This is a genomic window from Nonomuraea sp. LPB2021202275-12-8, from assembly GCF_037044575.1.
Classification (GTDB): domain Bacteria; phylum Actinomycetota; class Actinomycetes; order Streptosporangiales; family Streptosporangiaceae; genus Nonomuraea.
The window spans coordinates 132946-159599 of record NZ_JBAHWD010000014.1 but is presented as its reverse complement, the minus strand read 5'-3'; the positions used below and the strand labels follow the sequence as shown (position 1 = coordinate 159599).

Annotated in this window: 31 protein-coding genes; 20 read left to right on the top strand and 11 right to left on the bottom strand. The window is 70.0% G+C overall.

The annotated features are described in order from the left end of the window. Positions 1 to 4 precede the first annotated feature (4 nt). The 3 genes from V5E28_RS25530 to V5E28_RS25520 all read right to left on the bottom strand — a co-directional run bounded on the left by V5E28_RS25530 (position 5) and on the right by V5E28_RS25520 (position 2237). A complete protein-coding gene (locus V5E28_RS25530) occupies positions 5 to 877 on the bottom strand; it encodes an HAD family hydrolase (RefSeq protein ID WP_336209764.1) in 873 nt (290 codons plus the stop codon). 14 nt (positions 878 to 891) lie between these two features. Then, positions 892 to 1527, bottom strand: a complete 636-nt coding sequence (locus tag V5E28_RS25525; RefSeq protein WP_336209762.1) for a DUF5667 domain-containing protein — start codon at positions 1525 to 1527, stop codon at positions 892 to 894. A 71-nt stretch (positions 1528 to 1598) separates the two neighbouring features. Next, the gene (locus V5E28_RS25520; protein WP_442945866.1) at positions 1599 to 2237 is read right to left on the bottom strand and encodes a sigma-70 family RNA polymerase sigma factor; all 639 of its coding nucleotides are present in this window, start codon (positions 2235 to 2237) and stop codon (positions 1599 to 1601) included. Positions 2238 to 2415: 178 nt separating this feature from the next. Here V5E28_RS25520 and V5E28_RS25515 point away from each other — a divergent pair, with 178 nt between their 5' ends. Next, the gene (locus V5E28_RS25515; RefSeq protein ID WP_336209758.1) at positions 2416 to 3885 is read left to right on the top strand and encodes an antibiotic biosynthesis monooxygenase; all 1470 of its coding nucleotides are present in this window, start codon (positions 2416 to 2418) and stop codon (positions 3883 to 3885) included. Here the strand turns inward: V5E28_RS25515 and V5E28_RS25510 are convergent. Next, the gene (locus tag V5E28_RS25510) at positions 3882 to 4115 is read right to left on the bottom strand and encodes a glutaredoxin family protein (RefSeq protein WP_336209756.1); all 234 of its coding nucleotides are present in this window, start codon (positions 4113 to 4115) and stop codon (positions 3882 to 3884) included. The two genes, V5E28_RS25515 and V5E28_RS25510, sit on opposite strands and share 4 nt — an antisense overlap. A gap of 124 nt (positions 4116 to 4239) precedes the next feature. Between V5E28_RS25510 and V5E28_RS25505 the strand changes: the two genes are divergently transcribed. From V5E28_RS25505 to V5E28_RS25480, 6 genes are all read left to right on the top strand, one after another. Continuing rightward, the gene (locus V5E28_RS25505) at positions 4240 to 4917 is read left to right on the top strand and encodes a redox-sensing transcriptional repressor Rex (protein WP_336209753.1); all 678 of its coding nucleotides are present in this window, start codon (positions 4240 to 4242) and stop codon (positions 4915 to 4917) included. Beyond that, positions 4914 to 6170, top strand: a complete 1257-nt coding sequence (locus V5E28_RS25500) for a glutamyl-tRNA reductase (RefSeq protein WP_336209752.1) — start codon at positions 4914 to 4916, stop codon at positions 6168 to 6170. Before V5E28_RS25505 ends, V5E28_RS25500 begins: the two co-directional genes overlap by 4 nt. Next, entirely contained in the window at positions 6167 to 7102 is a 936-nt protein-coding gene (hemC, locus tag V5E28_RS25495) for a hydroxymethylbilane synthase (RefSeq protein ID WP_336209750.1), read from the top strand. Before V5E28_RS25500 ends, hemC begins: the two co-directional genes overlap by 4 nt. Next, positions 7099 to 8643, top strand: coding sequence for a bifunctional uroporphyrinogen-III C-methyltransferase/uroporphyrinogen-III synthase (locus V5E28_RS25490; protein ID WP_336209748.1), 1545 nt, complete (start codon positions 7099 to 7101; stop codon positions 8641 to 8643). Before hemC ends, V5E28_RS25490 begins: the two co-directional genes overlap by 4 nt. Next, the gene (gene hemB / locus V5E28_RS25485) at positions 8640 to 9623 is read left to right on the top strand and encodes a porphobilinogen synthase (protein ID WP_336209746.1); all 984 of its coding nucleotides are present in this window, start codon (positions 8640 to 8642) and stop codon (positions 9621 to 9623) included. Before V5E28_RS25490 ends, hemB begins: the two co-directional genes overlap by 4 nt. Before the next feature lie 127 nt (positions 9624 to 9750). Then, positions 9751 to 10380, top strand: a complete 630-nt coding sequence (locus V5E28_RS25480; protein ID WP_336209744.1) for a bifunctional DNA primase/polymerase — start codon at positions 9751 to 9753, stop codon at positions 10378 to 10380. 3 nt (positions 10381 to 10383) lie between these two features. On the opposite strand, the gene V5E28_RS25475 is transcribed toward V5E28_RS25480, so the two are convergent. Together V5E28_RS25475 and V5E28_RS25470 are read right to left on the bottom strand one after the other, a co-directional pair. Then, positions 10384 to 10794: a PIN domain-containing protein gene (locus V5E28_RS25475; protein WP_336209741.1), complete on the bottom strand. Its 411-nt coding sequence runs from the start codon at positions 10792 to 10794 to the stop codon at positions 10384 to 10386. Further along, on the bottom strand, positions 10791 to 11024 hold the full coding sequence (locus V5E28_RS25470; protein ID WP_336209739.1) for a type II toxin-antitoxin system VapB family antitoxin: 234 nt from the start codon (positions 11022 to 11024) through the stop codon (positions 10791 to 10793). Before V5E28_RS25470 ends, V5E28_RS25475 begins: the two co-directional genes overlap by 4 nt. 119 nt (positions 11025 to 11143) lie before the next feature. Between V5E28_RS25470 and hemL the strand changes: the two genes are divergently transcribed. Then, the gene (gene hemL, locus V5E28_RS25465; protein WP_336209738.1) at positions 11144 to 12433 is read left to right on the top strand and encodes a glutamate-1-semialdehyde 2,1-aminomutase; all 1290 of its coding nucleotides are present in this window, start codon (positions 11144 to 11146) and stop codon (positions 12431 to 12433) included. Here the strand turns inward: hemL and V5E28_RS25460 are convergent. Continuing rightward, on the bottom strand, positions 12430 to 13302 hold the full coding sequence (locus V5E28_RS25460) for an EamA family transporter (protein ID WP_336209737.1): 873 nt from the start codon (positions 13300 to 13302) through the stop codon (positions 12430 to 12432). The two genes, hemL and V5E28_RS25460, sit on opposite strands and share 4 nt — an antisense overlap. A gap of 180 nt (positions 13303 to 13482) precedes the next feature. Here V5E28_RS25460 and V5E28_RS25455 point away from each other — a divergent pair, with 180 nt between their 5' ends. Continuing rightward, positions 13483 to 14403 (top strand): LysR family transcriptional regulator, encoded by a 921-nt coding sequence (locus V5E28_RS25455; protein ID WP_336209736.1) that lies wholly within the window; start codon positions 13483 to 13485, stop codon positions 14401 to 14403. On the opposite strand, the gene V5E28_RS25450 is transcribed toward V5E28_RS25455, so the two are convergent. Then, positions 14396 to 15256: a DMT family transporter gene (locus tag V5E28_RS25450; RefSeq protein WP_336209735.1), complete on the bottom strand. Its 861-nt coding sequence runs from the start codon at positions 15254 to 15256 to the stop codon at positions 14396 to 14398. The two genes, V5E28_RS25455 and V5E28_RS25450, sit on opposite strands and share 8 nt — an antisense overlap. Before the next feature lie 101 nt (positions 15257 to 15357). On the opposite strand from V5E28_RS25450, the gene V5E28_RS25445 reads away from it, so the two are divergent. The 5 genes from V5E28_RS25445 to ccsB are packed head-to-tail and all read left to right on the top strand — an operon-like array spanning position 15358 to position 19838. Beyond that, the gene (locus tag V5E28_RS25445; protein ID WP_336209733.1) at positions 15358 to 15999 is read left to right on the top strand and encodes a histidine phosphatase family protein; all 642 of its coding nucleotides are present in this window, start codon (positions 15358 to 15360) and stop codon (positions 15997 to 15999) included. 55 nt (positions 16000 to 16054) lie between these two features. Further along, positions 16055 to 16621 carry a TlpA family protein disulfide reductase gene (locus V5E28_RS25440; RefSeq protein WP_336209732.1) on the top strand — a complete coding sequence of 189 codons (567 nt, stop codon included), beginning with the start codon at positions 16055 to 16057 and terminating at the stop codon, positions 16619 to 16621. Beyond that, positions 16614 to 17336, top strand: a complete 723-nt coding sequence (locus tag V5E28_RS25435; RefSeq protein ID WP_336209731.1) for a cytochrome c biogenesis CcdA family protein — start codon at positions 16614 to 16616, stop codon at positions 17334 to 17336. Before V5E28_RS25440 ends, V5E28_RS25435 begins: the two co-directional genes overlap by 8 nt. Next, positions 17336 to 18898, top strand: a complete 1563-nt coding sequence (resB, locus tag V5E28_RS25430) for a cytochrome c biogenesis protein ResB (RefSeq protein WP_336209729.1) — start codon at positions 17336 to 17338, stop codon at positions 18896 to 18898. The genes V5E28_RS25435 and resB overlap by 1 nt, the downstream gene beginning before the upstream one ends. Beyond that, the gene (gene ccsB, locus V5E28_RS25425) at positions 18888 to 19838 is read left to right on the top strand and encodes a c-type cytochrome biogenesis protein CcsB (protein WP_336209728.1); all 951 of its coding nucleotides are present in this window, start codon (positions 18888 to 18890) and stop codon (positions 19836 to 19838) included. The genes resB and ccsB overlap by 11 nt, the downstream gene beginning before the upstream one ends. A gap of 132 nt (positions 19839 to 19970) precedes the next feature. On the opposite strand, the gene V5E28_RS25420 is transcribed toward ccsB, so the two are convergent. Continuing rightward, the gene (locus V5E28_RS25420; RefSeq protein WP_336209726.1) at positions 19971 to 20267 is read right to left on the bottom strand and encodes a PLD nuclease N-terminal domain-containing protein; all 297 of its coding nucleotides are present in this window, start codon (positions 20265 to 20267) and stop codon (positions 19971 to 19973) included. Positions 20268 to 20423: 156 nt separating this feature from the next. On the opposite strand from V5E28_RS25420, the gene V5E28_RS25415 reads away from it, so the two are divergent. Next, the gene (locus V5E28_RS25415) at positions 20424 to 21533 is read left to right on the top strand and encodes a hypothetical protein (RefSeq protein WP_336209725.1); all 1110 of its coding nucleotides are present in this window, start codon (positions 20424 to 20426) and stop codon (positions 21531 to 21533) included. A gap of 10 nt (positions 21534 to 21543) precedes the next feature. After that, a complete protein-coding gene (locus V5E28_RS25410; protein WP_336209724.1) occupies positions 21544 to 21786 on the top strand; it encodes a hypothetical protein in 243 nt (80 codons plus the stop codon). A gap of 207 nt (positions 21787 to 21993) precedes the next feature. On the opposite strand, the gene V5E28_RS25405 is transcribed toward V5E28_RS25410, so the two are convergent. Beyond that, complete coding sequence (locus tag V5E28_RS25405) at positions 21994 to 22215, bottom strand: BldC family transcriptional regulator (RefSeq protein WP_026214226.1); 222 nt, start codon at positions 22213 to 22215, stop codon at positions 21994 to 21996. Positions 22216 to 22470: 255 nt separating this feature from the next. On the opposite strand from V5E28_RS25405, the gene V5E28_RS25400 reads away from it, so the two are divergent. Beyond that, on the top strand, positions 22471 to 22689 hold the full coding sequence (locus V5E28_RS25400; RefSeq protein WP_336209721.1) for a DUF4229 domain-containing protein: 219 nt from the start codon (positions 22471 to 22473) through the stop codon (positions 22687 to 22689). Here the strand turns inward: V5E28_RS25400 and V5E28_RS25395 are convergent. Continuing rightward, positions 22686 to 23891, bottom strand: coding sequence for a hypothetical protein (locus V5E28_RS25395; protein WP_336209720.1), 1206 nt, complete (start codon positions 23889 to 23891; stop codon positions 22686 to 22688). The genes V5E28_RS25400 and V5E28_RS25395 overlap by 4 nt on opposite strands. Before the next feature lie 78 nt (positions 23892 to 23969). On the opposite strand from V5E28_RS25395, the gene V5E28_RS25390 reads away from it, so the two are divergent. The 3 genes from V5E28_RS25390 (at position 23970) to V5E28_RS25380 (ending at position 26654) form a co-directional block, all read left to right on the top strand. After that, positions 23970 to 24698, top strand: coding sequence for a demethylmenaquinone methyltransferase (locus V5E28_RS25390; RefSeq protein WP_336209719.1), 729 nt, complete (start codon positions 23970 to 23972; stop codon positions 24696 to 24698). Positions 24699 to 24943: 245 nt separating this feature from the next. Beyond that, positions 24944 to 26182: a geranylgeranyl reductase family protein gene (locus V5E28_RS25385; protein ID WP_336209717.1), complete on the top strand. Its 1239-nt coding sequence runs from the start codon at positions 24944 to 24946 to the stop codon at positions 26180 to 26182. A 76-nt stretch (positions 26183 to 26258) separates the two neighbouring features. Beyond that, positions 26259 to 26654 carry an NADH-quinone oxidoreductase subunit A gene (locus V5E28_RS25380; RefSeq protein ID WP_336209715.1) on the top strand — a complete coding sequence of 132 codons (396 nt, stop codon included), beginning with the start codon at positions 26259 to 26261 and terminating at the stop codon, positions 26652 to 26654.

The following is a 26654-nucleotide window of genomic DNA, read 5'->3' as shown; positions in this document are numbered from 1 at the left end:
CCGGCTAGCGAGAGCGGTAGAGCCTGCGCAGCGCGAGGCCGGCGGCCACGCCCCCGGCCACGGCCCCGGCACCGGCCGCGAACGGCAGCGCGGTCATGGTCGCCTTGCGGCCGGTGCGGAAGTCCTTGATCTGCCATCCGTGCTTCCGAGCGTGCTCGCGCAGCTCGCTGTCGGGGTTGATCGCCACGGCCTGCCCCACCAGGGACAGCATGGGCAGATCGTTGGCCGAATCGCTGTAGGCGGTGCACGCGGTCAGGTCGAGGCCCTCGCGGCGGGCCAGCGCCCGCACCGCCTCGGCCTTGGCCGGGCCGTGCAGCAGGTCGCCGACCAGCCGCCCGGTGTAGACGCCTTCCCGGGTCTCCGCCACGGTGCCCAGCGCCCCGGTCAGGCCCAGCCGCTGGGCGATCACCCTGGCCAGCTCGATGGGCGTGGCGGTGACGAGCCACACCCGCTGGCCCTGGTCCAGATGGCTCTGCGCGAGCGCCCTGGTGCCGCCCCAGATGCGGTCGGCCATGACCTCGTCGTAGATCTCCTCGCCCAGCCGCACCACGTCGTCGACCTTGGCGCCGGCGACGAACGCCAGCGCGGTCTCGCGGGCGACGGCGATGTGCTCGGGATTCTCGTTGCCGCGGAGCCTGAAAACCGCCTGCCCGACGGCGAACTTGACCAGGTCACCGGTGTTGAACATGCCCCGGGTGGCCAGGCCCCTGGCGAAGTGGTAGATCGACGCGCCGCGCATCATCGTGTTGTCGACGTCGAAGAAGGCCGCCGCCTGAATATCGGGCTCGGCCGGGGGCGCGACGACAGCGGCTGCCGCTGCGACCTCGCCGGCGATCTCCGCCTCGATCTCGCCCCGTCGTCGAATTAGCCGCCACATGGAGGTCAGCTTACCTAGCCCGGAGCGACGAGCCCTTCGATGTAGTCGAGGTAGCCGACGGCCTGGTCCTGCTGCACTCCGTCGAGCTGTTCGAGCATTGGCTCGACCATGTTCCGCTGGTCCTCCGCGAAACGGTCGATCTTCGGCGAGCGCGGTTCGGCGCGTCGCAGTCTGCTGATGCCCGACCTGGTCGACTGCTCCATGTCCTTGAGCGTCTTGCTGACGAGGGGGCCGTCCTGCGCCGAGCCGAGAAGCTGGGCGACCTCCTCCGCGCGTGTCTTGGCGGAGACGAGCTCGCGCTCGCCCCGGACCACGTCGTCGGTGCTGAGCCGGACCAGCGTGCTCTCGGCCGCGCGCTTGAGCGGGTAGAGGGTGTCGCCGGGCACCGCCTCGTAGGTCGCGACCGCCGACAGCATCATGGCGGCCACCAGGCCGATCGAGACGAGTGGAGAGGACATCGAGCGTCTGCGCCTGTGCCTGGGCCGCCTGTGCCCGACGGGCCGGGCCGGCTCCTCGTCCGGCAGGGCGGAGGTGAGCCGCTCGCGCAGGCGCTCGCGGAAGGCCGCGTCCGGCCCTCCGCCGCGCGGGAGCCCCCGCAACACCGTGAGGTGACCGAGCACGCGCTCTCGCGATCTGCTCGCCCTACCCATGACCGCTCCCTGACGCCCACGCGAATGGATTCTGCTGTGACACCTGCCTAACGACGTTGCGTGGCGGAAGGTTACGCAAGGTCGTGCTTGAGTGCTCTGGCCAGTGCGCGGATCGCCCGGAACTGCAGCGCTTTGATCGCTCCACTCTTCTTCCCCATGATCAGCGCGGTTTCCGCGAGCGACAGGCCGTGCAGGAAGCGCAGCACCACGCACTCCTGCTGCTCGGGATTGAGATCCCGCACAGCACGCAGCACCCGGTCGTTGATGATGGCCGTGACCACGGCGTTCTCCGGGATGTGCGCCCCGTCGAGGGGGACGTCGATCACCTCTCCCGTCGCGACCTCCAGGCGGTAGCGCCCGGACTTGAAATGGTCGGCCACCAGGTTCCTGGCGATGGTCACGAGCCAGGCGCCGAAGTCACGGCCCTGCCACGTGAAGTCGGTGATTCGGCGCAGCGCGCGCAGGAAGGTCTCGCTGGTGAGATCCTCGGCCAGGGGGTGGGAGCCGACCCGGAAGTAGATGTAGCGATAGACAAGATCCACGTAGCGGTCGTAGAGCGTGCCAAAGGCCTCCGAGTCCCCGGTCTTCGCATGCAGCACCAGGGTGCGCAGGTCGTCGGCGACGTCTTCACGCACGGCAAGCTCGGTCGTCCGGGCAGGGCCAGCGGCTGCTGGCGTAAGCAGCCCGGCGAACGGCCACGATTCAGGCATCCGGTATCCCTAGGGCTAAGGGGTGCGCCGTGCTCGAACACTCTAGAAATCAACCGGAAATTCCACAATCCGCATCTTCCTTGCGTGTCTCCCCGTAATCGGCAGATACGGTGTGGACCGACCCTTTCCCTCTTCGGCTACCGGCTGGGAGGCATAGTCCGGCAGCATTGGAGTCACCATGGAGATCCTCGTTGCTGTCATAGCCTTCGCCGGTGCGCTCCTGGCTGCGATCGCCTCGGGTGCGCTGGTCCGCCGCTTGCGCGAGGAGCCCGAGGGCTGGCTGATCGCCTGGACCGTTGCAGCGCCGGCACTGTGCCTGTCACTCGGGGTGATGGGCATCGGCCACCTCATGGGGTTCGGTGTCGTCACCTTCAAGGTGCTGCAGGTGACCGGCGCGCTGCTGGCGCCGCTCTGGCTGGCCGTGGGGCTGATCCAGCTCCTGGCCGAGAAGGTGCCGCCGAAGTTCCTCGCCTGGTTGTTCGGCATCGCCTACACGATCGTGGCCTCGGTGATCATGGTCGTCGATCCGCTCCGCAGGGCGGAGATGGGCAAGTCGTTGCCCACCGCCGCCGAGCACTGGGCGGTCATCCCGGCCTACCTGCTGATCGGCGCGCACGTCATCGCCGCGCTCGTCATGGTGGGGGCCATGGTGGTCGCGGCGCTCAGGTGGCGCAACGGCGACGAGTACGACACCGACAACCTGCACGCGCTCCTGGTCATCGTGCCGTCGGGGCTGGCGCTGATCGGCGCCATGCGGTTCGGGGTGCCCGGCGTCTTCACGACCGTGCTGCTCATCGTCGCGGCCGCGGCCATCTGGTACACCGTGCTGCGCCCGCTCGCGCCGTACGAGGACGAGGACGATGAGGACGACGAGCTCGCCGGCCACCACGAGGGCGGCAGGCGCGACGAGCGCTCGCCGAGCGAGGAGCCGCCACCCGGCCGCCGCGCGATGCCGGAGCCCGTCCCGGTGGCCGCCGCCGAGCCGCCGCGGCAGCGCAGGTCAGGCCTGGGCGACCTGGTGGCCGAATACCGCGCGAACGACCAGGAGGTCGACTACGCCGCGCGGATGTCGCCGCCTGACCCCGGCCCGTCGACCGGATACATCATGAACGGCGGGCACGGTGGGCACGGCGGCCCGCCTCGGGCCGACCAGGCGATGCCCGCCACCGGGGCCGTCTATCCGGGCGCCGAGCTCTTCGCCCCCCGCATGCCGCAGACCGGCCCCCAGCCTGTGGTCCAGCCTGTGCCGCAGACCGGCCCCCAGCCCGTGGTCCAGCCTGTGCCGCAGACCGGCCCGCAGCCCGCGTCCAGCAAGCCCTCCCCGAACATCTACGGCATGCTGACCGTCTTCACGCTCATCGACGGCTCGGGCGCCGCCTTCGACCAGCTGGCCGAGCTGACCGTCGAGGCGGTCAGGCGCAGCGAGCCAGACACGCTGATCTACGCCTGCCACGCGGTCAAGTCGGCGCCCCTGCAGCGCATCGTCTACGAGCTCTACCGCGACGAGGTCGCCTACCGCGACCACCAGCGCCAGCCGCACATCGAGCGGTTCATCAACGAGCGCCAGGCCATGGTGCTCGCGACCAACATCATCGAGCTCAACGTGAACGCCGCCAAGGTCGTGCCGCTGCCGACCGCGATGTTCTAGGCGAGGGCGGCGCGCAGGCGATCTTCCGAGACCCGCCAGAAGTCGTGCTGGACACCGTCGATCAGGGTGACCGGGATCATCTCCCAGTAGCGCTCCCGGAGCTCGTCGGAGGAGTCGATGTCGATTTCCTCCCACGGCACGCCCAATTCCCCGGCCACGCGGACGATGATCTCGCGTGCGTCCTCACACAGGTGGCAGCCGGGCTTTCCGAGCAGCGTGATGCGGTGCATGGCCTCCACGGTAGCGCTCGCTGGACGGTGACTTTGTGCATCGGTTCACAAAAGGATTAACCTGAAAGACGGTTCATTCCACACACGCGGCCCATGGCCGCCCGTTCCCCTGGAGCTCCGGCACGTGAAGAGCCCGTCCCAGCCCCGCGATCGCGGCATACCCGAAGCGACGGTCGCACGGCTCCCGTTGTACCTTCGGGCGCTGCACGGGATGGCAGAGCGCGGCATCGCGACCGTCAGCTCGGAGGACCTCGCCGCCGCCGCGGGGGTGAATTCCGCCAAGCTCCGCAAGGACCTGTCGCACCTCGGCTCCTACGGCACCCGCGGCGTGGGCTACGAGGTCGAGTACCTCGTCTACCAGATCTCCCGCGAGCTCGGCCTGACGCAGGACTGGGCCGTCGCCATCGTCGGCGTCGGCAACCTCGGCCGCGCGCTCGCCAACTACGGGGGCTTCGTCTCCAGGGGATTCCGCATCGCGGCCGTGTTCGACGCCGACCCCGAAGTGGTGGGCGACGACATAGCGGGGTTGAATGTGGAGCACATCGACGAGCTGGAAGCCGTGATCAAGCGGCGCGGGGTGTCGATCGTGGTTCTGGCGACACCGGCGGCGGCAGCGCAGGAAGTATGCGATCGTGTGGTGGCTGCTGGGGTGACCAGCATTCTCAACTTCGCCCCGGTCGTGCTAACCGTTCCGGACAGCGTCGATGTCCGTAAGGTCGACCTATCCATCGAACTGCAGATCCTTGCGTTCCATGAGCAACGCAAAGCTGGGGGGCCACTCATGGCAGTGGACAGTCAATGAGTGTTCTGGCAATCGGACTAAGTCACCGGACGGCTCCGGTGGCCCTGCTCGAGCGCGTCTCGGTGAGCGGCGAAGCGCTCACGAAACTGCTGCACGACGTTCAGCAGGACCCCTGCGTGGCGGAGGCCTTCGTGGTCTCGACCTGCAACAGGGTCGAGGTCTACGTCGCCGTGGACCGTTTCCACCCGGCAGTCACGGCCGTCACCGGCCTGCTCAGCCTCCACTCGGGCGTGCCCGTCGACGAGCTCACCCCGCACCTGTACGTGCACTACGAGGAGCAGGCCGTCGAGCACCTGTTCTCGATGGTGTGCGGGCTGGAGTCCATGGTCGTGGGCGAGGGCCAGATCCTCGGCCAGGCCCGCCAGGCGCTCAGGCTGGCGCAGAAGCACGGCACCGTCGGCGCCACGCTGAACGAGCTCGTCCAGCAGGCGCTGCGGGTGGGCAAGCGGGCCCACACCGACACCGGCATCGACCAGGCGGGCGCCTCTCTGGTCAGCGCGGGCCTCGCGCTGGCGGGCGAGCTCGCCGGGCGGCGCGCCCTGGTCATCGGCGCGGGCTCGATGAGCTCGCTGGCCGCCGTCACGCTGGCGCGCGCCGGGGTGACGGACATCGTGATCGCGAACCGTACCTACGAGCGCGGCGCGCGGCTGGCCGAGTCGGTCGGCGGCAGGGCGGTGGAGTTCGCCGCGGTTCCCCGAGAGCTCGCGGCGGCCGACATCGTCATCACCTGCACCGGCGCCGGCCGGCACCTGGTCACGGCCGACATGGTGTCGCGGGAGACGTTCCTGCTGGACCTGGCGCTGCCGCACGACATCGACCCCTCGGTCCGCGCCGTCCCCGGCGTCACGCTGGTCGATCTGGAGACGATCCGCGAGTCCGGAATCGGCTCGCGCGAGGGTGACGCGGTAAAGTCCGTGCGCCGGCTCGTCGCGCAGGAGCTCGCCTCCTACCTGGAGGCGGAGCGGGCCGCCAAGGTCACCCCGACCGTGGTGGCGCTGCGCAGCAAGGCCGCCGGTGTGGTCGAGTCCGAGCTGGGGCGCCTGCTGATGCGCGTGCCCGATCTGGACGGCAAGCTCCGGGACGAGGTGACCCTCACCGTGCAGCGAGTCGTCGACAAACTCCTCCACGAGCCCACTGTGCGTGTCAAGCGGCTCGCCACCTCGCCAGGAGGAGATCATTATGCCGAGGCGCTGCGCGAGCTGTTCGACCTGGATCCGAAGATGCCCGAGGCCGTGAGGGAGGTGGAGCTGTGACTCCGCAGACGGGGAGTGCGCAGCCAGGGCCCCTGAGGCTCGGCACGAGGCGCAGCCTGATGGCGACCACGCAGTCGCAGATGGTCGCCGACGCCTACACCGAGCGGACCGGCCGGGAGATCGAGCTGGTCGGCGTCACCACCTTCGGCGACGTGACCAAGGCGCACCTGGCCCAACTCGGCGGCACCGGCGTGTTCGTCAGCGCGCTGCGCGACAAGCTGATCGAGGGCGAGATCGACTTCGCCGTGCACTCGCTGAAGGACCTGCCGACCAAGCCCGACCCGCGGATCGCGCTGGCCGCGCTGCCCGAGCGGCACGATCACCGCGACGCGCTGGTCAGCCGGGTCAAGTTCGCGGACCTGCCCGCCGGCGCGCGGGTGGGCACCGGCTCGCCGCGCAGGATCGCCATGCTGCGCGCCCTGCGGCCGGACCTCGACTACGTGCCGATCCGCGGCAACGCCGACACCCGGATCGGCAAGGTCACCTCCGGCGAGCTCGACGCGGTCGTGCTCGCGTCCGCGGGCCTGACCAGGATCGGCAGGGACGCGGAGATCTCCCAGATCTTCGAGATCGAGGAGCTGCTGCCCGCGCCCGGCCAGGGCTCGCTGGCCGTGGAGTGCCTGGCCGACCGCGCCGACCTCGTCGCCTTCCTCGGCGTGCTCGACGACTCGCGGACGCGCTCCGCGGTGGCCGCCGAGCGGGCCGTCCTGGCCGCACTGGAGGCCGGGTGCTCCGCTCCCGTGGGTGCTTTCGCCCTCGATGACGGGCACACTCTGAACCTGACCGCCGCGGTCGTCGCCATCGACGGCCACCGGGCGGTACGCAAGTCCGCCGCCGGCTCTCCTTCGGAGGCTGAAGACCTGGGCCGCCAGCTCGCGACCCGGATGCTTCGCGAAGGGGCCGACAGATTGATGGGGGAGCATTCCCATTGAGCTCCGATAGCCCAACCGCCGCTTTCGTCGCCTTCGTCGGCGCGGGGCCAGGTGATCCGAACCTCCTCACGCTCCGCGGCGCCGAGCTGCTCTCCAAGGCCGACGTGGTCGTGCTGGACGAGGATCTGCACGGCCCGCTGCTGCGGCACTGCCGCGAGGGCGTGCAGGTCGTCGACGGCGATCTCGTCAAGCACGCCAAGGCCGGGCAGCTCGTCGTGCGCCTGTGTGAGGGCGACCCGATGCTGTTCTCCTCGGTCGCCGAGGAGGTCGCGGCCTGCGCCGCGGCGGAGGTGGACTTCGAGATCGTGCCCGGCGTCCCGCCCGCGACCGCCGTGCTCACCTACGCGGGCATCCCGCCCGCGGCCTCGGTGCCCGAGTTCAGGATCGTCGACGCCGCGCAGGAGCAGGACTGGGCCTCGCACGCCGCCTGCCCCGGCACGCTCGTCGTCTACAACGGCATCACCGAGGCCGTGGCGATCGGCAAGGCGCTGATCGCCGGAGGCAAGCCCGACAGCACGCCCGTGGCCGTCAGCAGCGGCGGCACCACGACCGAGCAGTACACCGTCGTCTCGACGCTGGCCAGGATGCAGGCCGATCTCAAGCACGCCGGCTTCACCGAGCCCGCGCTGATCGTCGTCGGAGACGCGGTCGGCCAGCGCGACAAGCTGTCGTGGTTCGAGACCAAGCCGCTGTTCGGCTGGCGGGTGCTGGTGCCGCGCACCAAGGAGCAGTCCGCGAGCCTGTCCGAGCAGCTCGTCTCCTACGGCGCGGTGCCCGAGGAGGTGCCGACCATCTCGGTCGAGCCGCCGCGCACCCCGCAGCAGATGGACCGCGCCATCAAGGGCCTGGTCACCGGACGCTACGAATGGGTGGCCTTCACCAGCGCCAACGCGGTCAAGGCGGTGCGCGAGAAGTTCGAGGAGTACGGGCTCGACGCCCGCGCCTTCGCCGGTCTCAAGGTCGCCGCCGTCGGCGACGCCACCGCGCGGGCACTGGTCGACTTCGGGGTCAAGCCCGACCTGCTGCCCTCGGGCGAGCAGTCGTCGGAGGGCCTGGTGGCCGAGTGGCCGCCGTACGACTCGATGCTCGACCCGATCAACCGGGTGCTGCTGCCGCGGGCCGACATCTCCACCGACACGCTCGTGGCCGGGCTGACCGAGCTCGGCTGGGAGTGCGACGACGTCACCGCCTACCGCACCGTGCGAGCCGCGCCGCCACCCGCGCCGATCCGCGAGGCGATCAAGGGCGGCGGGTTCGACGCGGTGCTCTTCACCTCCTCCTCGACCGTGCGCAACCTGGTGGGCATCGCCGGCAAGCCGCACAACGTCACCGTGATCGCCGTCATCGGCCCGCAGACCGCGCGGACGGCCGAGGAGTTCGGGCTGCGCGTCGACGTCATGGCCGACAAGGCCTCCGCGTCCGCGCTGGCGGCCGCGCTGGCCGCCTACGGCGCCAAGCAGCGCCAGGCCGCCCTGGTCGCCGGTGACACGCCGCGCAGGCCGTCCCAGAACCGCAGAGGAGCCAGGAGGAGAGCCAAGTGAGTGCCGAGTTCCCCGTTGCCCGCCCGCGCAGGCTGCGACGCACCTCAGCGCTGCGCAGGATGGTGGCCGGCACCAGGCTGCACCCGGCGGACCTGATCCTGCCCATGTTCGTCAAGGAGGGCATCACCGAGCCGAACCCCGTCGGCTCGATGCCGGGGGTCTTCCAGCACACCCGCGACTCACTGCGCAAGGCCGCCCTCGAGGCGGCCGAGGCCGGGGTCGGCGGCCTGATTCTGTTCGGCATCCCGGCCGTGAAGGACGCGCGCGGCTCGGCCGCCGACGACCCCGACGGCATCCTGCAGGTGGCGCTGCGCGAGGTGAGCTCCGAGGTCGGTGACGCGATCGTGGTCATGGCCGACACCTGCCTCGACGAGTTCACCGACAACGGGCACTGCGGCATCCTGACCGACTCCGGCGACGTCGACAACGACCTCACCCTGGAGCGCTACGCCTCGATCGCCGTCGCGCAGGCCAGAGCCGGCTCGCAGGTGGTCGCGCCGAGCGGGATGATGGACGGACAGGTGGGCGCGATCCGGGCGGCGCTGGACGCCGACGGGTTCGCGGGCGTGCCGATCCTCGCCTATTCCGCCAAGTACGCCTCCGCCTTCTACGGGCCGTTCAGGGACGCCGCCGAGTGCGCGCCGCAGTTCGGCGACCGCAGCACCCATCAGCAGGACCCGGCGGGCCCGCTGGAGGAGGCGCTGCGCGAGGTGCGGCTGGACCTGGCCGAGGGCGCCGACGCCGTCATGGTCAAGCCCGCGCTGGCCTACCTCGACGTCATCAGGCGCTTCCGCGACGAGGTGGACGTCCCCGTCGCCGCCTACCAGGTCAGCGGTGAGTACGCGATGATCGAGGCCGCCGCGGCCAACGGCTGGGTCGACCGCGAGCGAATGATCATGGAGTCGCTGGTGTCGATCAAGCGCGCCGGCGCCGACCTGATCCTCACCTACTGGGCCACCGAGGTGGCGCGCCGCCTCTAACCAAGGGGTTTGCCGTCAACTCCTGAGGCCTGTGCGTTAGAGTGCCATAAGAAGTGCTGGTGTGTCCCGCGTGTGCGTACGGCCCGGAGCCGGGACCTCTTCAGGCACAGACTCGACGGGAGACACCATGGTGGGGGTACCTCTGGCTCGGCGTACCAGGAAACGGTCGCGCCTGACGCGAATCGACGCCGTGCTGGGCTACGCCGCCCTGGGCTGGCCGAGCGTGCCGGGGGCCTACCCGCTGCGCCGCGGCTCCCGCGCGTGCTCGTGCGACCGCCTCGGCTGTCCCGACCCGGGCGCGCACCCGATCTCCCCGGCCTGGAACATCCAGGCCACGACGGACGCCACCCAGCTCACACGCTGGTGGCAGCGCGAGCCCGAGGCCAACATCATCTTGCCCACCGGGTACGTGTTCGACGTGTTCGACGTACCCCTCCCCACCGGCCTGTCCGCCCTCACGCGGATCGACAACGCCGGAGCGGACTCGGGCCCGGTCGCCGCCAACGGCGACCGGGTCCTGTTTTATGTGGCCACCCGCGGCAACCCCGATGACGAGGACGAGTGGTGGTCCTGCCAGCTCGACTGCGACCCGGCCACCATCGAGGACACCCCCGGGCTCCGCTGGCACTGCCGCGACAGCTACGTCCTCGCCCCGCACTCCACACTCCCCACCGGCCAGCCGGTCTCCTGGCTGCGCCCTCCGGACGGCCGCCCGCTGCCGGACCCGCTGCGCCTGCTGGAATGGCTCGCCGACTAAAACTCACCACTGCCGGATGTCCCGCTGCTCCACCTCGGTCATGACTTTGGCCACAGCGGCGAAGTCGTCGTCGACGTGCAGCACCGCGAGGCCGTGGTGCACAGTCGTGGCGCACACCAGCAGATCGATCACCCCGGCTGAGCGGTGCTGTCCTCGCTGGGTCAGCTTGTACTGAGCTGTCTCCACCCATCGCCACGCACTTTCGGGGACGGGGGCGGGCTGGCAGAGGATGTCGAGCTCCGACGCCAGTTCGTCCCTGTGAGCGGGGCCGGTGGCCGAGTAGAGGAATTCCGTCCTGGTGGGCTCGCACATCCGCAGGGGATGTGTCGTGATGCGATCAGCCCACGCCTCGAGCACCTCGGGATTGCGCAACAGATGCCACAAGGCGGAGGTGTCGATGAGATACGGGGTCACGTGACGGTCTTCTTCCAGGCCGCTCTGGCGGCGTCCCGGGTCGCCTCCGCCGCGTCGAACTCACCGCGTTGCGCGCGGGAGGCCAGCTTCTCCAGCGCCTCGATGCGCTTGAATCGCGCGACGTACTCGCGAAGGGCGGTGTTGACCGTCTCCTTCTTCGTCGTGGTGCCCATCATGCGCATGGCTTCGTTGAGGGCGGCGTCGTCGAGGTCGATCTGAGTCACGATCATCGCTCTCCCTATGTTGACGATGTGTAAGAAGCATGTACATCACCATGATGGCTGTCAGCCGGCAGGCGTGGGAGAGCGCCGGATGTGAGAGCGGGGCGGCCGGGACTTAACCTGGTCGGGTGAGCCGTACAGACAACTCCGAAGACCTGTTCGCCCGCGCCTGCGCCGTCGTGCCTGGAGGCGTCAACTCGCCGGTCCGCGCGTTCGGCGCCGTCGGGGGCACGCCGCGCTTCATGGTCTCCGGCCAGGGCCCCTACATCACCGACGCCGACGGCAACCGCTATGTCGACCTGGTCTGCTCCTGGGGGCCGATGATCCTCGGCCATCGGCACCCCGCCGTCGTCGAGGCCGTGTCCGAGGCCGTGGCGCACGGGTTCTCCTACGGCACCGCCACGCCGGGCGAGGTCGAGCTGGCCGAGGCGATCGTGGCCAGGATCGCGCCGGTGGACAAGGTCCGGCTGGTCAGCTCGGGCACCGAGGCGACGATGAGCGCCGTGCGGCTCGCCCGCGGGTTCACCGGGCGGTCGAAAGTCGTCAAGTTCGCCGGCTGCTACCACGGGCACGTCGACGCCCTCCTGGCCGCCGCGGGCTCGGGGGTGGCGACGTTCGGGCTGCCGGACACGCCGGGTGTGACCGGCGCGTCGGCCGCCGACACGATCGTGCTGCCGTACAACTCGATCGAGGCCGTCGAGGAGGCGTTCGCCGCCGCCGACGTGGCGTGCGTGATCACCGAGGCCTGCCCGGCGAACATGGGCATCGTGCCGCCGCTCGACGGGTTCAACGCCAGGCTCCGGGAGCTGTGCACGGCCAACGGCGCGCTGCTGATCGTCGACGAGGTGCTCACGGGCTTCCGCGTCTCGCCGTCCGGCTGGTACGGCCTGGATCCGGTGGACGCCGACCTGTTGACGTTCGGCAAGGTCATGGGCGGCGGGTTGCCGGCAGCGGCGTTCGGCGGGCGGGCCGACGTGATGGCCCATCTCGCGCCGGAGGGGCCGGTCTACCAGGCGGGCACCCTGTCGGGGAATCCGCTGGCCTGCGCCGCGGGCCTGGCCACGCTGCGCGCTCTCGACGCGGAGGCGTACTCGAAGATCGACGCGGCGGCGGGCGCGGTCGCCGGGGCGGCGACGGAGGCGCTGAGCGCGGCGGGGGTGCCGCACCGGCTGCAGACGGCGGGCAGCCTGTTCTCCATCTTCTTCACCGACCGCCAGGTGACGAATTTCGCCGACGCGCAGACGCAGAGCACGGCGGCGTACAGGGCGTTCTTCCACGCCATGCTGGACCAGGGCGTCTACCTTCCGCCGTCGGCCTACGAGGCGTGGTTCCTGTCGGCCTCCCACGACGAGGAGGCGCTCGGCCGGGTCGCTGACGCGCTGCCCGTCGCGGCGAAGGCGGCGGCGGCGGTCCTCTAGCCGGTGAGCGCGGGCGCGGGCGCCTCGGTCCTGCGAGTGCGGGCGCCCGCGTAGAGGACGCCGGTCACGATGAGGGCGGCCGCGAGGACGCGGAGCCAGGAGACGGGCTCGCCGGTGAACAGCGCGGCGGAGGACATGCCGAAGACGGGCACCAGCAGCGTGTACGGCGCTACGGTCGAGGCGTCGTAGCGGCGCAGGAGAAAGCCCCAGACGCCGAAGCCGCCGAGCGTCGAGACGAAGGCGACGTAGGCCAGTGAGAGCCAGCCCTCGGCGGGGGAGGCCAGGCTGGGGACGCCCTCCACCAGGAGGGAGAGCAGCAGGAGCGGGGGCGCGGACAAGGCGCTGACCCAGACCATGAAGCGCAGCGAGTCCGGCGGGGCGGCCCTGCGCTGCGCCACGTTGCCGAGGCCCCAGGCGGCGGCCGCGGCCACGCACAGGGCGAAGGCGCCCAGCGGGCCGGACAGGCCGAAGTCGAAGGCGACGATGGCCAGGCCGCCGAAGGCGACGGCCAGGCCGGCGACGCGGCGGGCGGTGAGCCGCTCACCGAGCAGCGTCACCGCGAACAGGATGGTGAAAAGGACCTGCATCTGCAGGACCAGGGAGGTCAGCCCGGCCGGCATACCGGCACGCATGCCGATGAGCAGCAGGCCGAACTGGCCGACTCCGATGGTGGCCGCCACCGCGACGACCCATCGCCAGGGCACCCCCGGCCGCCCGACGAGCAGCAGCGCGGGGAACGCCGCCAGGGTGAACCTCAGACCCGCGTACAGCAGGGGCGGGAAGTGCTCCAGGCCCACCTGCATGACGACGAAGTTGACACCCCATACGGCGGCGAGGCCGATGGCGAGGGCCAGGTGGCGGGGCCTCACGCCGAAGCGGCGCGGCTGCGGCTGCGCTGCTCGCGGGCCTGCTCGGCGAGGGCCTTCAGGTAGGAAGTGGTCTGGTACGGCTGCTTCTTCGACTTAATGTTTCTCATGCATATATTTTCCATCGCTACAGAGTCGACCACAAGCGAGACTTTCTACGCTTAACCCTTTAGGCTGGCTTACATGTTGGACCTGAACCGGCTCAAGGCCCTGCACGCGGTGCACGTCTACGGCTCCGTGGGGGCCGCCGCCGAAGCGCTCATGGTCACCCCGTCCGCCGTGTCGCAGCAGATCGCCAAGCTGGAGCGGGAGACCGGGGCCCGGCTCGTCGAGCGCAACGGGCGCGGCGTCCGGCTGACCGACGCCGCCGGGCTGCTCGCCGAGCACGCCGAGCGCATCCTGGCACTGGTCGAGACCGCCGAGGCGGACTTCGAGGCGCTGCGCGGCGAGGTCCTGGGACGGCTCCAGGTGGGCGCGTTCCCGACGGCGGCCCGCGGGCTGATGCCCACCGCGCTGGCCGAGCTCAAGCAGCGCCACCCCGACCTGTGGATCCAGCTCTACGAGCGCGAGCCCGAGCGGGTGATGCGCGAGGTGGCGCGCGGCGAGCTCGACCTGGTGCTGGTGCAGGACTGGCTCAACCGGCCGATGGCCATGCCCGAGGGCCTGTCGAGGAAGACGCTGCTCGACGACATCGCCGACGTGGCCGTCCCGGTCGACCACCCGCTGGCGAGCATGAAGGAGATCGAGCTGTCGTCGATGACCGGTGCGCGGTGGATCAGCTCCTCGCCCGGCACCATCTGCCACGACTGGCTGGTCTTCACCCTGCGCAGCGCCGAGCTGGAGCCCGAGATCGCCTCCATGGCCGACGAGTACCCGACCCAGCTCGCCCTGGTCGCGGCCGGGCTCGGCTGCGCGATCGTGCCCCGGCTGGGCCGCGACCCGGTGCCGGACGGCGTGCGTCTCGTCCCGCTGCGGCCGAGGCAGACCCGCCGCATCTACGCCCTCTGGCGCACCGACGCGGCCCGCCGCCCCGCCATCAGGGCCACGGTCGAGGCGCTCGTACGGGCCAGCAGCAGCCACGAGAACGCCTGGGCGCTCAGCTGAGCGCGATCGCGACGACGCCGCCGAGGATGACGCTCGCGGCCAGCAGCCGGTGCCGCCACCCCTGCTCGGCGAGCAGGCGGCCGCCGAGCACGACCGCGATCAGCACGCTGATCTCCCGCGCCGGCGCCACCAGGCTGACCGGCGCCATCGTGAAGGCGATCAGCACCAGCAGGTAGGACAGGAAGGTCAGCACGGCCGCGCCCACGATGCCGGCCCGGTGCTCGCGCCAGGTCGCCAGGACGAGCCCTCTGCGCCGCCCGCCGAGCACGGCAGGGCTGAGCACCAGCGCGCGGCCCACCTCGCCCAGATAGTTAAGCATGAGCGGCGCCACCGCGAACACGCCCACCGCCCGCGAGTCCCACACCGTGTAACCCGCGATGAACAGCCCCGTCGCCAGCCCGAACGCCAGCCCCTTCAGATCGCCCCGGCCGCTGCCGCCGCTCATCAGGAACACGCCCACCCCGACCAGGACGATCCCCGCGACGCCGGCCGCAGTGGGACGCTCGCCCAGGAACAGCACGGCGACCAGACTCGCCAGCATCGGCCCGGTGCCCCGCGCGACGGGATAGACGACTGACAGGTCGCCCTTGCCGTAGCCGCGCTGCAGCAGCATGAAGTAGGCCAGGTGCAGCGCCGTGCTGCCGCCGATCACCGCCAGGTCGCTCCATGACAGCCGGGGCCTTGCCACCAGCAGGAACCCGGCGAACAGCGGACTCCAGATCACCGCCGACACGGCGGCCACCAGCCAGATGAAGACCAGGCTGTCGGCCTGGGCGGCCTTCTTGCTCAGCAGGTTCCACGAGGCGTGGGCGACGGCGGCGACGAGGACGAGGATGAGAGCCCTGGGGTCCAATCGGGCGGCTCCTTCCGATCGGCTCGACTTTACTCCTCGGGCGATCGGCCGATCCGGGCCTGGCGGGCAGCGGTATCGGAGCGGATAGGCTGTGCCTCACCATGGCTGAAACCACCGTCGTTCACCTTTTGCGCCACGGTGAGGTGCACAATCCCAGTGGCATCCTCTACGGCAGGCTGCCCGGCTACCACCTTTCCGACAACGGCCAGCTGATGGCCAAGACCGTCGCCAAGGCCGTGGCCGGACGCGACATCGCCGCCGTCTACAGTTCGCCGCTGGAGCGCGCCCAGGAGACGGCGACCCCGGTCGCCGCCACGCTGGGCCTCGACATCGTCACCGACGACCGGCTGCTGGAGGCGGGCAACCTGCTGGAGGGGCGGACGGTCGGGACGGGCCTGCGGATCCTGCGCAGCCCGCGCAACTACCGCTACTTCTGGAATCCGATGCGACCTTCCTGGGGCGAGCCCTATCCGGTGATCGTCGCGCGGATGCGTTCGGTGATCGAGGACGCCAGGGAGGCCGTGCGCGGCCACGAGGCTGTGCTCGTCAGCCACCAGCTCCCGATCTGGGCGATCAGGATGGCGGCGGAAGGGCGGCGCAGGCTCTGGCACGACCCGAGGCGCAGGCAGTGCGGGCTGGCCAGCCTCACCACGCTCACCTTCGACGGCGACCGGCTTGTCAGCGTCGGCTACAGCGAGCCGGCGGGATCGCTGGAGAGGGGCCCCAGCGTCCCGGGTGCCTGACCTCGCCGGTAGAGTTGCAAGCTCTACCGGCTGTAGTACAAGGAGATCTTCCTCCGTGCGCGCGAAGTCAATCTTCCTTGCCCTCCTGACCGTGCTGGTCGCCGGATGCGCGGGAAACCAGAGCGGCCAGCCGCAGGCAGGCGACACGCGCTTCGTCGCGGGCGACGGGAAGATGCAGGTGTTCGCGGCGGCCGATCGCAAGGCGGCTCCCGCGATCGGGGGACCGACTCTCGAAGACGGCACCGCCTCACTCGCCGCCCACAAGGGCAAGGTCGTCGTGATCAACTTCTGGGCCTCCTGGTGCGGGCCGTGCCGGGCCGAGGCGCCGGTCCTCAAGGAGGTCGCGGCCAAGACCAAGGGCTCCGGCGTGGAGTTCATCGGCGTCGACTTCAAGGACCGCAAGGCCGACGCGCTGGCGTTCGAGCGCACCGAGCAGACCGGTTACCCGAGCATCTTCGACCAGCCCGGCAAGGTCGCGCTGGCCTTCCAGGGCACCGTGCCGCCCGCGGCCATCCCGTCCACGCTGATCATCGACGAGCAGGGCAGGGTCGCCGCCAGGGCACTCGGCGCGGTCAAGTACACCGACCTGATGAACGCGGTGACCAAGGTGCGCGATGAATGAGATCGTGGCCTCCGGCTCGCTGCTGCTCGCCGTCCCGATCGCGGTGCTGGCCGGGCTCGTGTCGTTCCTGTCGCCCTGCGTGCTGCCGCTGGTGCCGGGCTACCTGTCGTATGTGACGGGCATGAGCGCCGACCCCAAGCGGGGGCGGCTGGTGCTCGGCACGACGCTGTTCGTGGCCGGGTTCGCGGCGGTGTTCGTGGTCAGCGGCGCCCTGTTCGGCGGACTGGGCCAGCTCGTGCTGGTCAACGCCGACATCATCACGCGGGTGCTCGGCGTGCTGACGATCCTGCTCGGGCTGGCCTTCCTCGGGGTGATCCCGGGGCTGATGCGCGACGTGCGGATCCACAAGATGCCCTCCGCGGGGCTGGCCGGCGCGCCGCTGCTCGGCGTGGTGTTCGGGCTCGGCTGGACGCCGTGCATCGGCCCCACCCTGGCCGTGGTGCTCACCCTCGGGCTCAACGAAGGGAGCGCCTCGCGGGGCGCGCTGCTCGCCGTCGCCTACGCGCTCGGCCTCGGGCTGCCTTTCGTGGCCGCCGCGCTGGCCTACAGCAAGGCGCTGCGTACCTTCCGCGCCATCCGCAGGCATTCCCGGCTGATCACCAGGATCGGCGGCGGCATGATGGTGGCCGTCGGGGTGGCACTGGTGACCGGCCTCTGGGGAGAGATGATCGCGACCATGCAGAGCCTGATCGGCGCCTTCAGGCCGGTGATCTGATGAGCGTCGACGAGCTGGAGAGGGAGCAGACGCCCAAGCACCCCGGCATCGGCCTCACGGGCTGGCTGCGGTGGGCGTGGCGCACGCTCACCTCGATGAAGACGGCGCTGATCCTGCTGTTCCTGTTCGCGCTGGCGAGCATCCCCGGCTCTCTGCTGCCGCAGCGGAGCGTCGAGCCGGACAAGGTCGCGGCCGTCTACCAGAACAGCCCGGCGCTGGCCGAGTGGTACGACCGGTTCCAGCTGTTCGACGTCTTCACCTCCGTCTGGTTCGCGGCCATCTACCTGCTGCTGTTCGCCTCGCTGATCGGCTGCATCATCCCGCGCACCGCCACCTACCTGCGCGAGCTGCGCCGCAAGCCGCCCGCCGCGCCGCGCAACCTCTCGCGGCTGCCGCACTCGGCCCGATTCGACGGCGACCTGACGGTCGAGGAAGCCACCCGGCGGCTGCGCAGGCTGCGCTTCCGCGTCCAGAAGGGCGACGGCTGGGTGGCCGCCGAGAAGGGCTACCTGCGCGAGACCGGCAACCTGCTCTTCCACGTCTCCCTGCTGGGCCTGCTGGTCGCCGTCGGCTTCGGATCCCTGTACGGCTACCGCGGCAACGTGCTGGTGGCCGAGGGCGACGGGTTCGCCAACACCGTGGCCGCCTACGACCGGTTCATCCCCGGCCGGCAGGTGGCGGCCGAATCGCTGGAGCCGTTCACCTTCCAGCTGACCGACTTCAAGGCCACCTACCAGGTCGAGGGCGACAAGAAGGGGCAGGAGCTCGACTACTCCGCCCACCTGAAGGTCAACGACTCCCCGGGGGCGCCCGAGCGCGACTACGAGCTCAAGGTCAACGAGCCGCTGGAGATCGACGGTACGCAGACCTATCTCATCGGCCACGGCTACGCCCCCGTCTTCCGGGTCACCGACGGCAAGGGGCAGGTCGCCTTCGAGGGGCCGGTGCCGTGCCTGATCGAGGACAAGCCCTCGCTCACCTCGGGGTGCGTGGTCAAGGTCCCCGACGCGCAGCCGTCGCAGCTCGGATTCCTGCTGAGGTTCCTGCCCACCAGCGTGCCGCTGACCGACGGCACCTTCGCCTCGGCCTTCCCGGGGGCGATCCAGCCCGAGGTGCAGGTGCTGGGGGCGTTCACCGGCGACCTCGGGGTGCGCTCCGGGCGGCCGCAGTCCGTCTACGAGCTCGCGCCGCCCGAGGTGATGAGCAAGCTCAAGCCGCTGGTCATGGGCAAGGCCGTGCCCGAGCCGCTCGCAGCGGGCGAGCGGCTCGACCTGCCCGAAGGCGCGGGCAGGCTGGAGTTCGTCGAGGTCAGGGAGTGGATCACGCTCCAGATCGCCTACGATCCCGGCCGGCTTCCCGCCCTGCTCGCGGCCGCCCTGGCCACCGTCTCCATCGCGCTCTCGCTGATGATCCGCCGCCGCCGGGTGTGGGTGCGGATCACGGACGGCACGGTCGAAGTGGGCGGTCTGACCCGCACCGAAGGCTCCGCGGCGGGTTTCGCGGAGGAGTTCGACGACATCGTCAAGGTTCTAGCAGCAGCAGGAGAAAAGGATGTCCGCTGAACAACTCGCCGAGCTGAGTGACCTGTTCGTGGTCGCCGCGGTGCTGCTCTACCTGTTCGCCATGGTGGGGTTCGCCCTGGAGCTCGCGTTCGGCCGGGCCGGCTCCGATCAGGTCGTCCGCAGGCGTGCCAGGACCCCGGCGGCCGTGGGGGCCGGGGCCGGCGCGCAGGACGGCACGGGGGTGGACGAGGTCGCCCCGGTGGATCAGGCCGTCCCGGCGCCGAGGTGGGCGCTCCGGAGCGGTCAGGTTGGCCTGGCGCTGGCCTGGCTCGGCTGGGCGGCCAACCTCGGCGCCATCGCCACCCGCGGCCTGGCCGTGGACCGGTGGCCGTGGGGCAACATGTACGAGTTCGTGGTGGGCATCTGCTTCGCCGCGGTGACCGCCTTCCTGCTCACGCTGCTCCGGCACCAGGTGCGCTTCCTCGGCGCCTTCGTCATGATCGCGGCCGCCCTCGGGCTCGGTCTCGCGGCCAAGGTGTTCTACACCGCGGCGGGTCCCGTCGTCCCCGCGCTCAACTCCTACTGGATCGCCATCCACGTCACCGCGGCGATCCTGGCCAGCGGCCTGTTCATCCTGGCCGGAGTGGCGGGCGTCCTCTATCTCGTCCGTAGCGACGGCCCGTCACGCCTGCCGAGCAGGGCCGAGCTGGAGAAGGTGGCCCACCGCGCGATCGTCCTGGCCTTCCCGCTGTGGACGTTCGCCGTCATCGCGGGCGCGCTTTGGGCGGACCGGGCCTGGGGCCGCTACTGGGGCTGGGACCCCAAGGAGGTCTGGTCCTTCATCACCTGGGTCGGCTACGCCGCCTACCTGCACGCTCGCGTCACGGCGGGCTGGCGAGGCCGAGCCTCCACGATCGTGCAGCTCGTGGCCTTCGCCTGCCTGCTGTTCAACCTCTTCGGCGTGAACATCTTCATCTCGGGCCTGCACAGCTACGCGTGACCTGTAGGTCCTCAGCCGGGAAAACGATCGGGCGTCACCCTGATGGGTGGCGCCCGTGCTGTTCGTGGCCGGTTAAAAAATTAGGCAAAAGGTGCCGGTAAAGCCCTCATGAGGGGTTTACCGAGAGGGGCCTCACTCGTCCCCGCGCATGCGGCGCTCAAGGTCGCGGAGGAAGTCGGGGTCGTCGTCCGGTCCTTTGGGGGCGGCGGCGCCGCCGGTTCGCGGCGGGGTGGGCCAGTTTTCGCGCGCCACCTGGGGGCGGCCGCGCAGCATCCAGAACAGCCCGCCTATCAGGGGCAGAGCCGCGACGATGATCAACCAGACAGCTTTTGGTGAGTGTCTGACCTCTTCCTCGGGGGTGGTGATGACGTCGAACAACGAGAACAGCCAGAAGGCCAGCAGAGCCAGGCCGACAATGACACCTGCCATGCCCGAACTGTAAGCCATCATCAGCGTGATCGTGCCACCTTGATGTCCCATTCTGGGTGACTAGGGAAGATCCGCGTCGTACCGTGGAACACGATTCGGCGCAGTCTGCCCCGGCTTGGCTGGTGTGGTGAGCGCCATGGGGTGGTGAGAGGTGCGATGGCTTTCTCCAACGACAAGGGACGCCATCGGCGGGGACGCTGGTGGCGGCGCGGGTCGTACCTCTTCTCGCGCCGCACGGAGGCGCCCGACGCGGACCGTTCCTTCTGGACCAGCCCTCGCGACCGCCGGTCCGGCAGGAAGGGCGCCGGTGCGAGAGACCTGCCCGGTGGAGAGGAGCCGATGGACCGCGATCGTCGCCTGAGCGGGCGCGAGGAGCCGGGCGGCAGAGCCCGCCGCGGCCTGCTGAGCGGGTACGGATCCCGCAGCGAGTACGGAGCCCGCGACCAGGACCGGCCGGAGCCGGGGCGGCGGGAATCGCAGGCCGAGAGCCGGAGTGCCGCGCGCGGGCAGAACCGCCACCGGTGGGAGGGCGGCGAGCGCCGGTGGGAGCAGGGCGAGCGCCTGTCCGCCGCCGTGGTGGAGCGGCCCCGCTATACCTGGCAGGACTTCGAGCTCGACGACTCCTTACCCAGGGCGCAGCCGAACCGTCCCGACGTCCCTCCTCAGGGCGACGGGCTGCGACACTGCGGAAAGCTGGAGACGATCCTGCACCGGCAATGGGACGCCAGGAGAGGCCGGCCGCCGGTGGACGTCGTCCGGGCGGTGGAGAGCCTGGCCAGGCTGCCCGACCGGATCAAGGAGCAGCTCGCCGCCGGGCTCGAAGGCATCTACGTGGGGCCCGGCGGGGTGCCGGACCTGGACGACATGGGTTACCTGCGTGGCGCGCCACTGCCGTCGGGCCGGGCCTCATGGGACATCTGCGCGGGAGCCTACGGGGATCGCAAGATCGTGGTGGGCGACCGTCCCTCGCCGACGCCTGACGTGATGATGCACGAGGTGGGGCACGCCATCGACGACATCGACGCGGCCTTCGGCGTCTGGGTGTCGGACACGCCGGAGTTCGTGGCGCTCTTCGAGGAGCTCACGCCGCTGCTGGCGTCGTCCTTCCACCGTCAGGGCGGCGGTCTGGGGCGCAAGGAGTTCTTCGCCGACGCCTTCGCCGCGATCGCCTCGCGCCAGCGGCCGGCCCTGGTCGACATGCTCGGCGGCAACACGCGGATGGCGCTCGACGTCATGCTGTTCTTCAATCGGCGCTACGGAATCTAGGTGATCGGCAATGTACGTCATCCGCCTCGCTGACGGGACCCTGCGCGTGCCGCAGAGCCTGGCCAGCGAAGACGGGCGCCTGATCGGGAACGCGTACGTCGAGGTCGAGCCGGGGGATCCGGACTACGAGCGGTGGCTGCCGGAGTCGCTGACCGAGGAGGAGGCGGCAGATCGCCGGCGCCGCTGGGCGGAGGAGAACGACGACCTGGAGCGGGAGTTCCTGGCGTACAAGTCCGACCAGGACGGCGGCTGAGGTCTCACGCGGGCCGAGGGGGCTGGCGAGGGGCAGCGGGGGGGGCAGGCGGGACCGGCGAGGGGCAGCGGCCAACTGACCAGGCGCCAGCCACGGTCGGTGGTTGACGCCTTCCCGCGCTCGCCGTACGGAATGGGTCGGCGAGCACGCGGACAGAGGTTCCGTCTCGGTGATCCTGACTCGCAGGATCACCGACTGGACGGTACGTCAAACGCGCGGGGACTCACCTGCCGGCCTGTCGGCCGTAAGAACGTCCTCGCCTCGAAGAAGGGCGTGCACTTCCGATTCGCGGAAGCGCCGGTGCCCTCCGGGGGTGCGGATACTGCTGATGCGGCCTGCCGCAGCCCAGCGCGTAACCGTCTTTGGGTCTACCCGGAAGAGGGCGGCAACCTCTCCAGGGGTCAGCAGACGCTCGCTGCTACTCTCCACCAATCTCTCCCCCTCGCATCCCGCTTCCTGCCAGCGGGCGGACAGGTAACCAGTGTGTCGAGCGAAGCCTGATTTATCCGTGGTTTTCTACAAAGATCACGGGTTGTTATCAGCTGACTGCCCGATTGTTATATGATAGAGCCTCTTTGGGGCTCTCGTGGGTGTTTCTTTACGAAACACCCTTACTGGGCACAGTAGCAGCGCTCGTGTCCGATGCGAAGAGCGACCGCTGTCCCGGCCGAGTAATCTCGACCTGTGCGTCCCGTTCTCGTTTACACCGCGTCGCGGATCGGCCTGTTTCTCGTGACTCTGGGTGTGCTGTGGCTGCTTGGCCTGTCACACCCTCTGCTGCTGATCCTGTTTTCATTCGTGATCAGCGGCATTGCCAGCTATGTCTTGCTGTCCAAGCAGCGCGACGCCATGAGCGCGCGCATCAGCGACAGGGTCGACCGTCCGAAGCCGCAGGACGACTAGGGCAGAGGGAACATGCCAATCCGGGCATGGTACTCCCGTCCGAGTCGGGTTGTGTCGCTACCGACAAGTAGTCCTCCGCTGTGCGCCAGAAAAGCCTTCACGCCGATCCCGCGCTCCCGGCCGGGATTCCAACTCAGGGCTTTTCCCGTGCGTGGATGAATGGCTCCGATGCCCTCGCGCGGCACCGCCCCGGCACCGGCGGAGTCGTGGCCCAGCGGGTTGTCCAGCCAGCGCTGGTGGCCGCCGACGTAGACCGCGCTCCCCGTCACCGACACCGCGTACAGGGAGTCGCCGCCTGTCCTGTTGATCCAGGTCGGCCTGATGCTCTGGCTGTTGGCGTAGGTCTCGAACCGGGCCGCGCTGTCGCACATCCCGCGCCGCGGGCCGCCGGTGGTGACGACCACGAAGTAGCGGCCGTCGGGCGCGAAGTCCAGGCCGCGCACGTACGAGGGGAAGGTGTCCATGCACGCGGGCAGGTAGGCCTCGGTCCGCCAGGCGGCGAGCTTCGCCGTGGGGCCGCCGATGTCGACCAGCCCGAGCTGTGGCCTGGACTGCCCGTCGAGCGTGGTGAAACTGCCGTCGACCGCGAGCCGGTCCGCCGTGGCGGCGATCGCGTGCACCTTTACCTTCCTGGTCAGCGCTTTACCCGGAGTGATCGTGAAGCCCGGGTCCGGGCGGCCGGTGGTGGCGTCCAGCGCCGCCAGCGCGGTGCGCGGCCTGGTGAAGTCGCCGCCGGCGTAGAGGTCGGAGCCGCGTCTGGCCAGCGTGGTGACCGCGCCGCCAGAGATGCGTGGCGCGAACGAGCGCACCGGTCGCCCGCTGGACAGGCTGAGGCGCGCCAGCGACCGGGTCGGGGCGCCGTCGACGGTGTGGAAGTCGCCGCCGACGTAAACAGTGCCGCCCTCGCCGGAGGCGAGGCTGTGCACGGTGCCGTCCACGTCGGGGGAGAAGCGGGGCAGCACCCGCCCGGTCGCCAGGTCGTACGCGAACAGGTTGGCGCGCGAATAGGTGGTCGTCCTCGACGAGTCGGCGACGGCGGTGAACGAGCCGCCCACCACGACGGTGCCGCCGACCAGGGCGATGGCGTTGACGATGCCGTCGAGCACGTGAGGGGTGCTGTCGACCGGGTCGGCCGAGACCACGCGGGTGTGTGCGGTGGGGGCCGCTGCGATGATCGCCGCAAGGGCGACTCGGGCAAGCATTTGCCAATTCTTAGCAGACGCTAAGTAGTGGCGCGGCTACTTTCCGTCGATTGTTCAGGATAGCCGTAGGCTTGGGGCATGACGCGCGCTCAGTTGGACAAGCAGCCGGACGAGGTCGCCGCGATGTTCGATCGCACCGCCCGGCGTTACGATCTGGTCAACGATGTGATCTCCCTCGGGCAGGTCCGGCTGTGGCGCAAGGCGGTGGCCGCGGCCGTCGACGCGGGGCCCGGCGAGGTCGTCCTCGACCTGGGCGCGGGCACCGGCACCTCCACCGACTCGTTCACTGCGCTGGGCGCCAGGGCGATCGCCTCGGACTTCTCGCTCGGCATGCTGCGCACGGGGGTGCGGCGTCACGGCCGCAACGCGTTGACGGGTGAGGGAGTGCCGTTCATCGCGGGCGACGCGCTGCGGCTGCCGTTCGCCGACGACGTCTTCGACGCGGTCACCATCTCGGTGGCGCTGCGCAACGTGCACGACACCGGCCAGGCGCTGCGCGAGATGCTCAGGGTGACCAGGCCGGGCGGGCGGCTGGTGATCCTGGAGTTCTCCCACGTGACGGTCGACGCTTTCGATCTGATCTACCGCGAATACCTGATGAGGCTGCTGCCGAAGGTGGCAGGGGTCTTCGGCAGCAACGACGACTCCTACGAGTATCTGGCGGAGTCGATCAGGGACTGGCCGGACCAGGCGACGCTGGCGGGCAGGATCCACGACGCCGGCTGGCACCGGGTCGCGTGGCGCAACCTGAGCATGGGCATCGTGGCGATGCACCGGGCCTTCAAGCCGCCGATCTCGAAGGAGTGAGGGCGGACATGATCTACTAGGGGCTGACGGCCCCCCGGCTGCCACTTTGTCCAGGAAAAGGGTTAGACTGCGGGCCGACAAGTTTGTGAAGGGGTTCACAAAGGAACGAAGGCGAAACACCCCGAGGCCTTCGAGCGTGTAGGACAGGACAGTCCAGTGACCGTGCCAGCAGCCCTCCTCCAAGCGCAGGAGCTCGCCGCGACAGAGCGACGTAGGAGCCGACGAGCGGTGAAGCGGACGCGACCATGAGCACCGTTGACGCCGACGTCATCGTCGTCGGCGCCGGCCCCGCCGGGTCCGCGACGGCTTTCTACCTCGCACGGGCCGGGCTGGACGTGCTGGTGCTCGAGAAGACCCGGTTCCCCCGGGAGAAGGTCTGCGGCGACGGCCTGACTCCGCGAGCGGTCAAGCAGCTGATCAACATGGGCGTGGACATCGACGCGCCGGGCTGGGTCCGCAACAAGGGTCTGCGAGTGGTCGGCGGCGGCCTGCGCTTCGAGCTCGACTGGCCCAAGCTGGAGCGCTTCCCCGACTTCGGTCTCGTACGCACCCGCATGGACTTCGACCAGATCGTCGCCGCCAACGCGGTGAAGGCCGGCGCCCGCTTGATGGAGGGCGTCACCGTCGTCGGCCCGGTCCTCGACGGCCGCAGCGGCCACATCGTGGGCGTGACCACCAAGGACGGCACCACCTACCGCAGCCGACTGGTGGTCGCCGCCGACGGCAACAGCACCCGGCTCGCCCTCGGCATGGGCCTGCACAAGCGTGAGGACCGGCCGATGGGCGTGGCCGTGCGCACCTACTTCGAGAGCCCGCGCCACGACGACGACTACCTCGAGACCTGGCTGGAGCTGTGGGACGAGGAGACGCTGCTGCCCGGCTACGGCTGGGTGTTCGGCCTCGGCGACGGCACCGCCAACGTGGGGCTCGGCCTGCTCAACACCAGCGCCCACTTCAAGAACATCGACTACCGCGACCTGCTGAAGCGATGGTGCAAGTCGATGCCCGCCGAGTGGGGCTTCACCGAGGAGAACATGACCGCGCCCATCCGCGGCGCCGCGCTCCCGATGGCCTTCAACCGGCAGCCGCACTACACGCGCGGCCTCCTGCTCGCCGGCGACTCGGGCGGCTCGATCAACCCCTTCAACGGCGAAGGCATCGCCTACGCCCTGGAAACCGGTGAGATCGCGGCCGAGGTCGTCGCCAAGGCCCTCAAGGGCACCACGCCCGCGCAGCGGGAACGGATCCTGCGGACCTATCCTCAGACCCTGAAGGACGCCTACGGCGGATATTTCACTTTGGGCAGGTTGTTCGTAGAGGCAATCGGGAAGCCGGGTGTGATGAGCTTCGGCACCAGGCATGGCCTGCCCCATCCGAGGCTGATGCGCTTTGCGCTCAAACTCCTTGGTAATCTCACCGACCGGCGAGGCGATGCGTCGGACAAGATCATCAACGCACTCTCGAAGGTCGCGCCACGAGCATGAATCCCAGACCCACCCGGCAAACACATAGATCAGGCTGCGCGCCCGCGCGCGTGGCGACTCCAGAGGAGGCGTAGCGATGGACCTTTACGTGCCCATCCTGGTGCTCGCCGTTCTCGCGGGGGGCTTCGCGATCTTCTCGGTCGCCATCGCCCCCTTCACCGGTCCCAAGCGCTGGAACCGCGCCAAGCTTGACGCCTACGAATGCGGCATCGAGCCGACGCCCCAGCCTGTCGGTGGCGGACGGTTCCCGCTCAAATACATGATCACGGCGATGCTCTTCATCGTCTTCGACATCGAGATCATCTTCCTTTACCCGTGGGCGGTCTCCTTCGCGCCGCTCAGAAACGACGCGGGCAGCGTGCTCTCCTCGGGTCTCGGGGTGTTCGCGCTCGTCGAGATGCTGCTGTTCATCGTCACCGTGCTCGTCGCCTACGCCTACGTGTGGCGCCGCAAGGGTCTGGACTGGGACTGA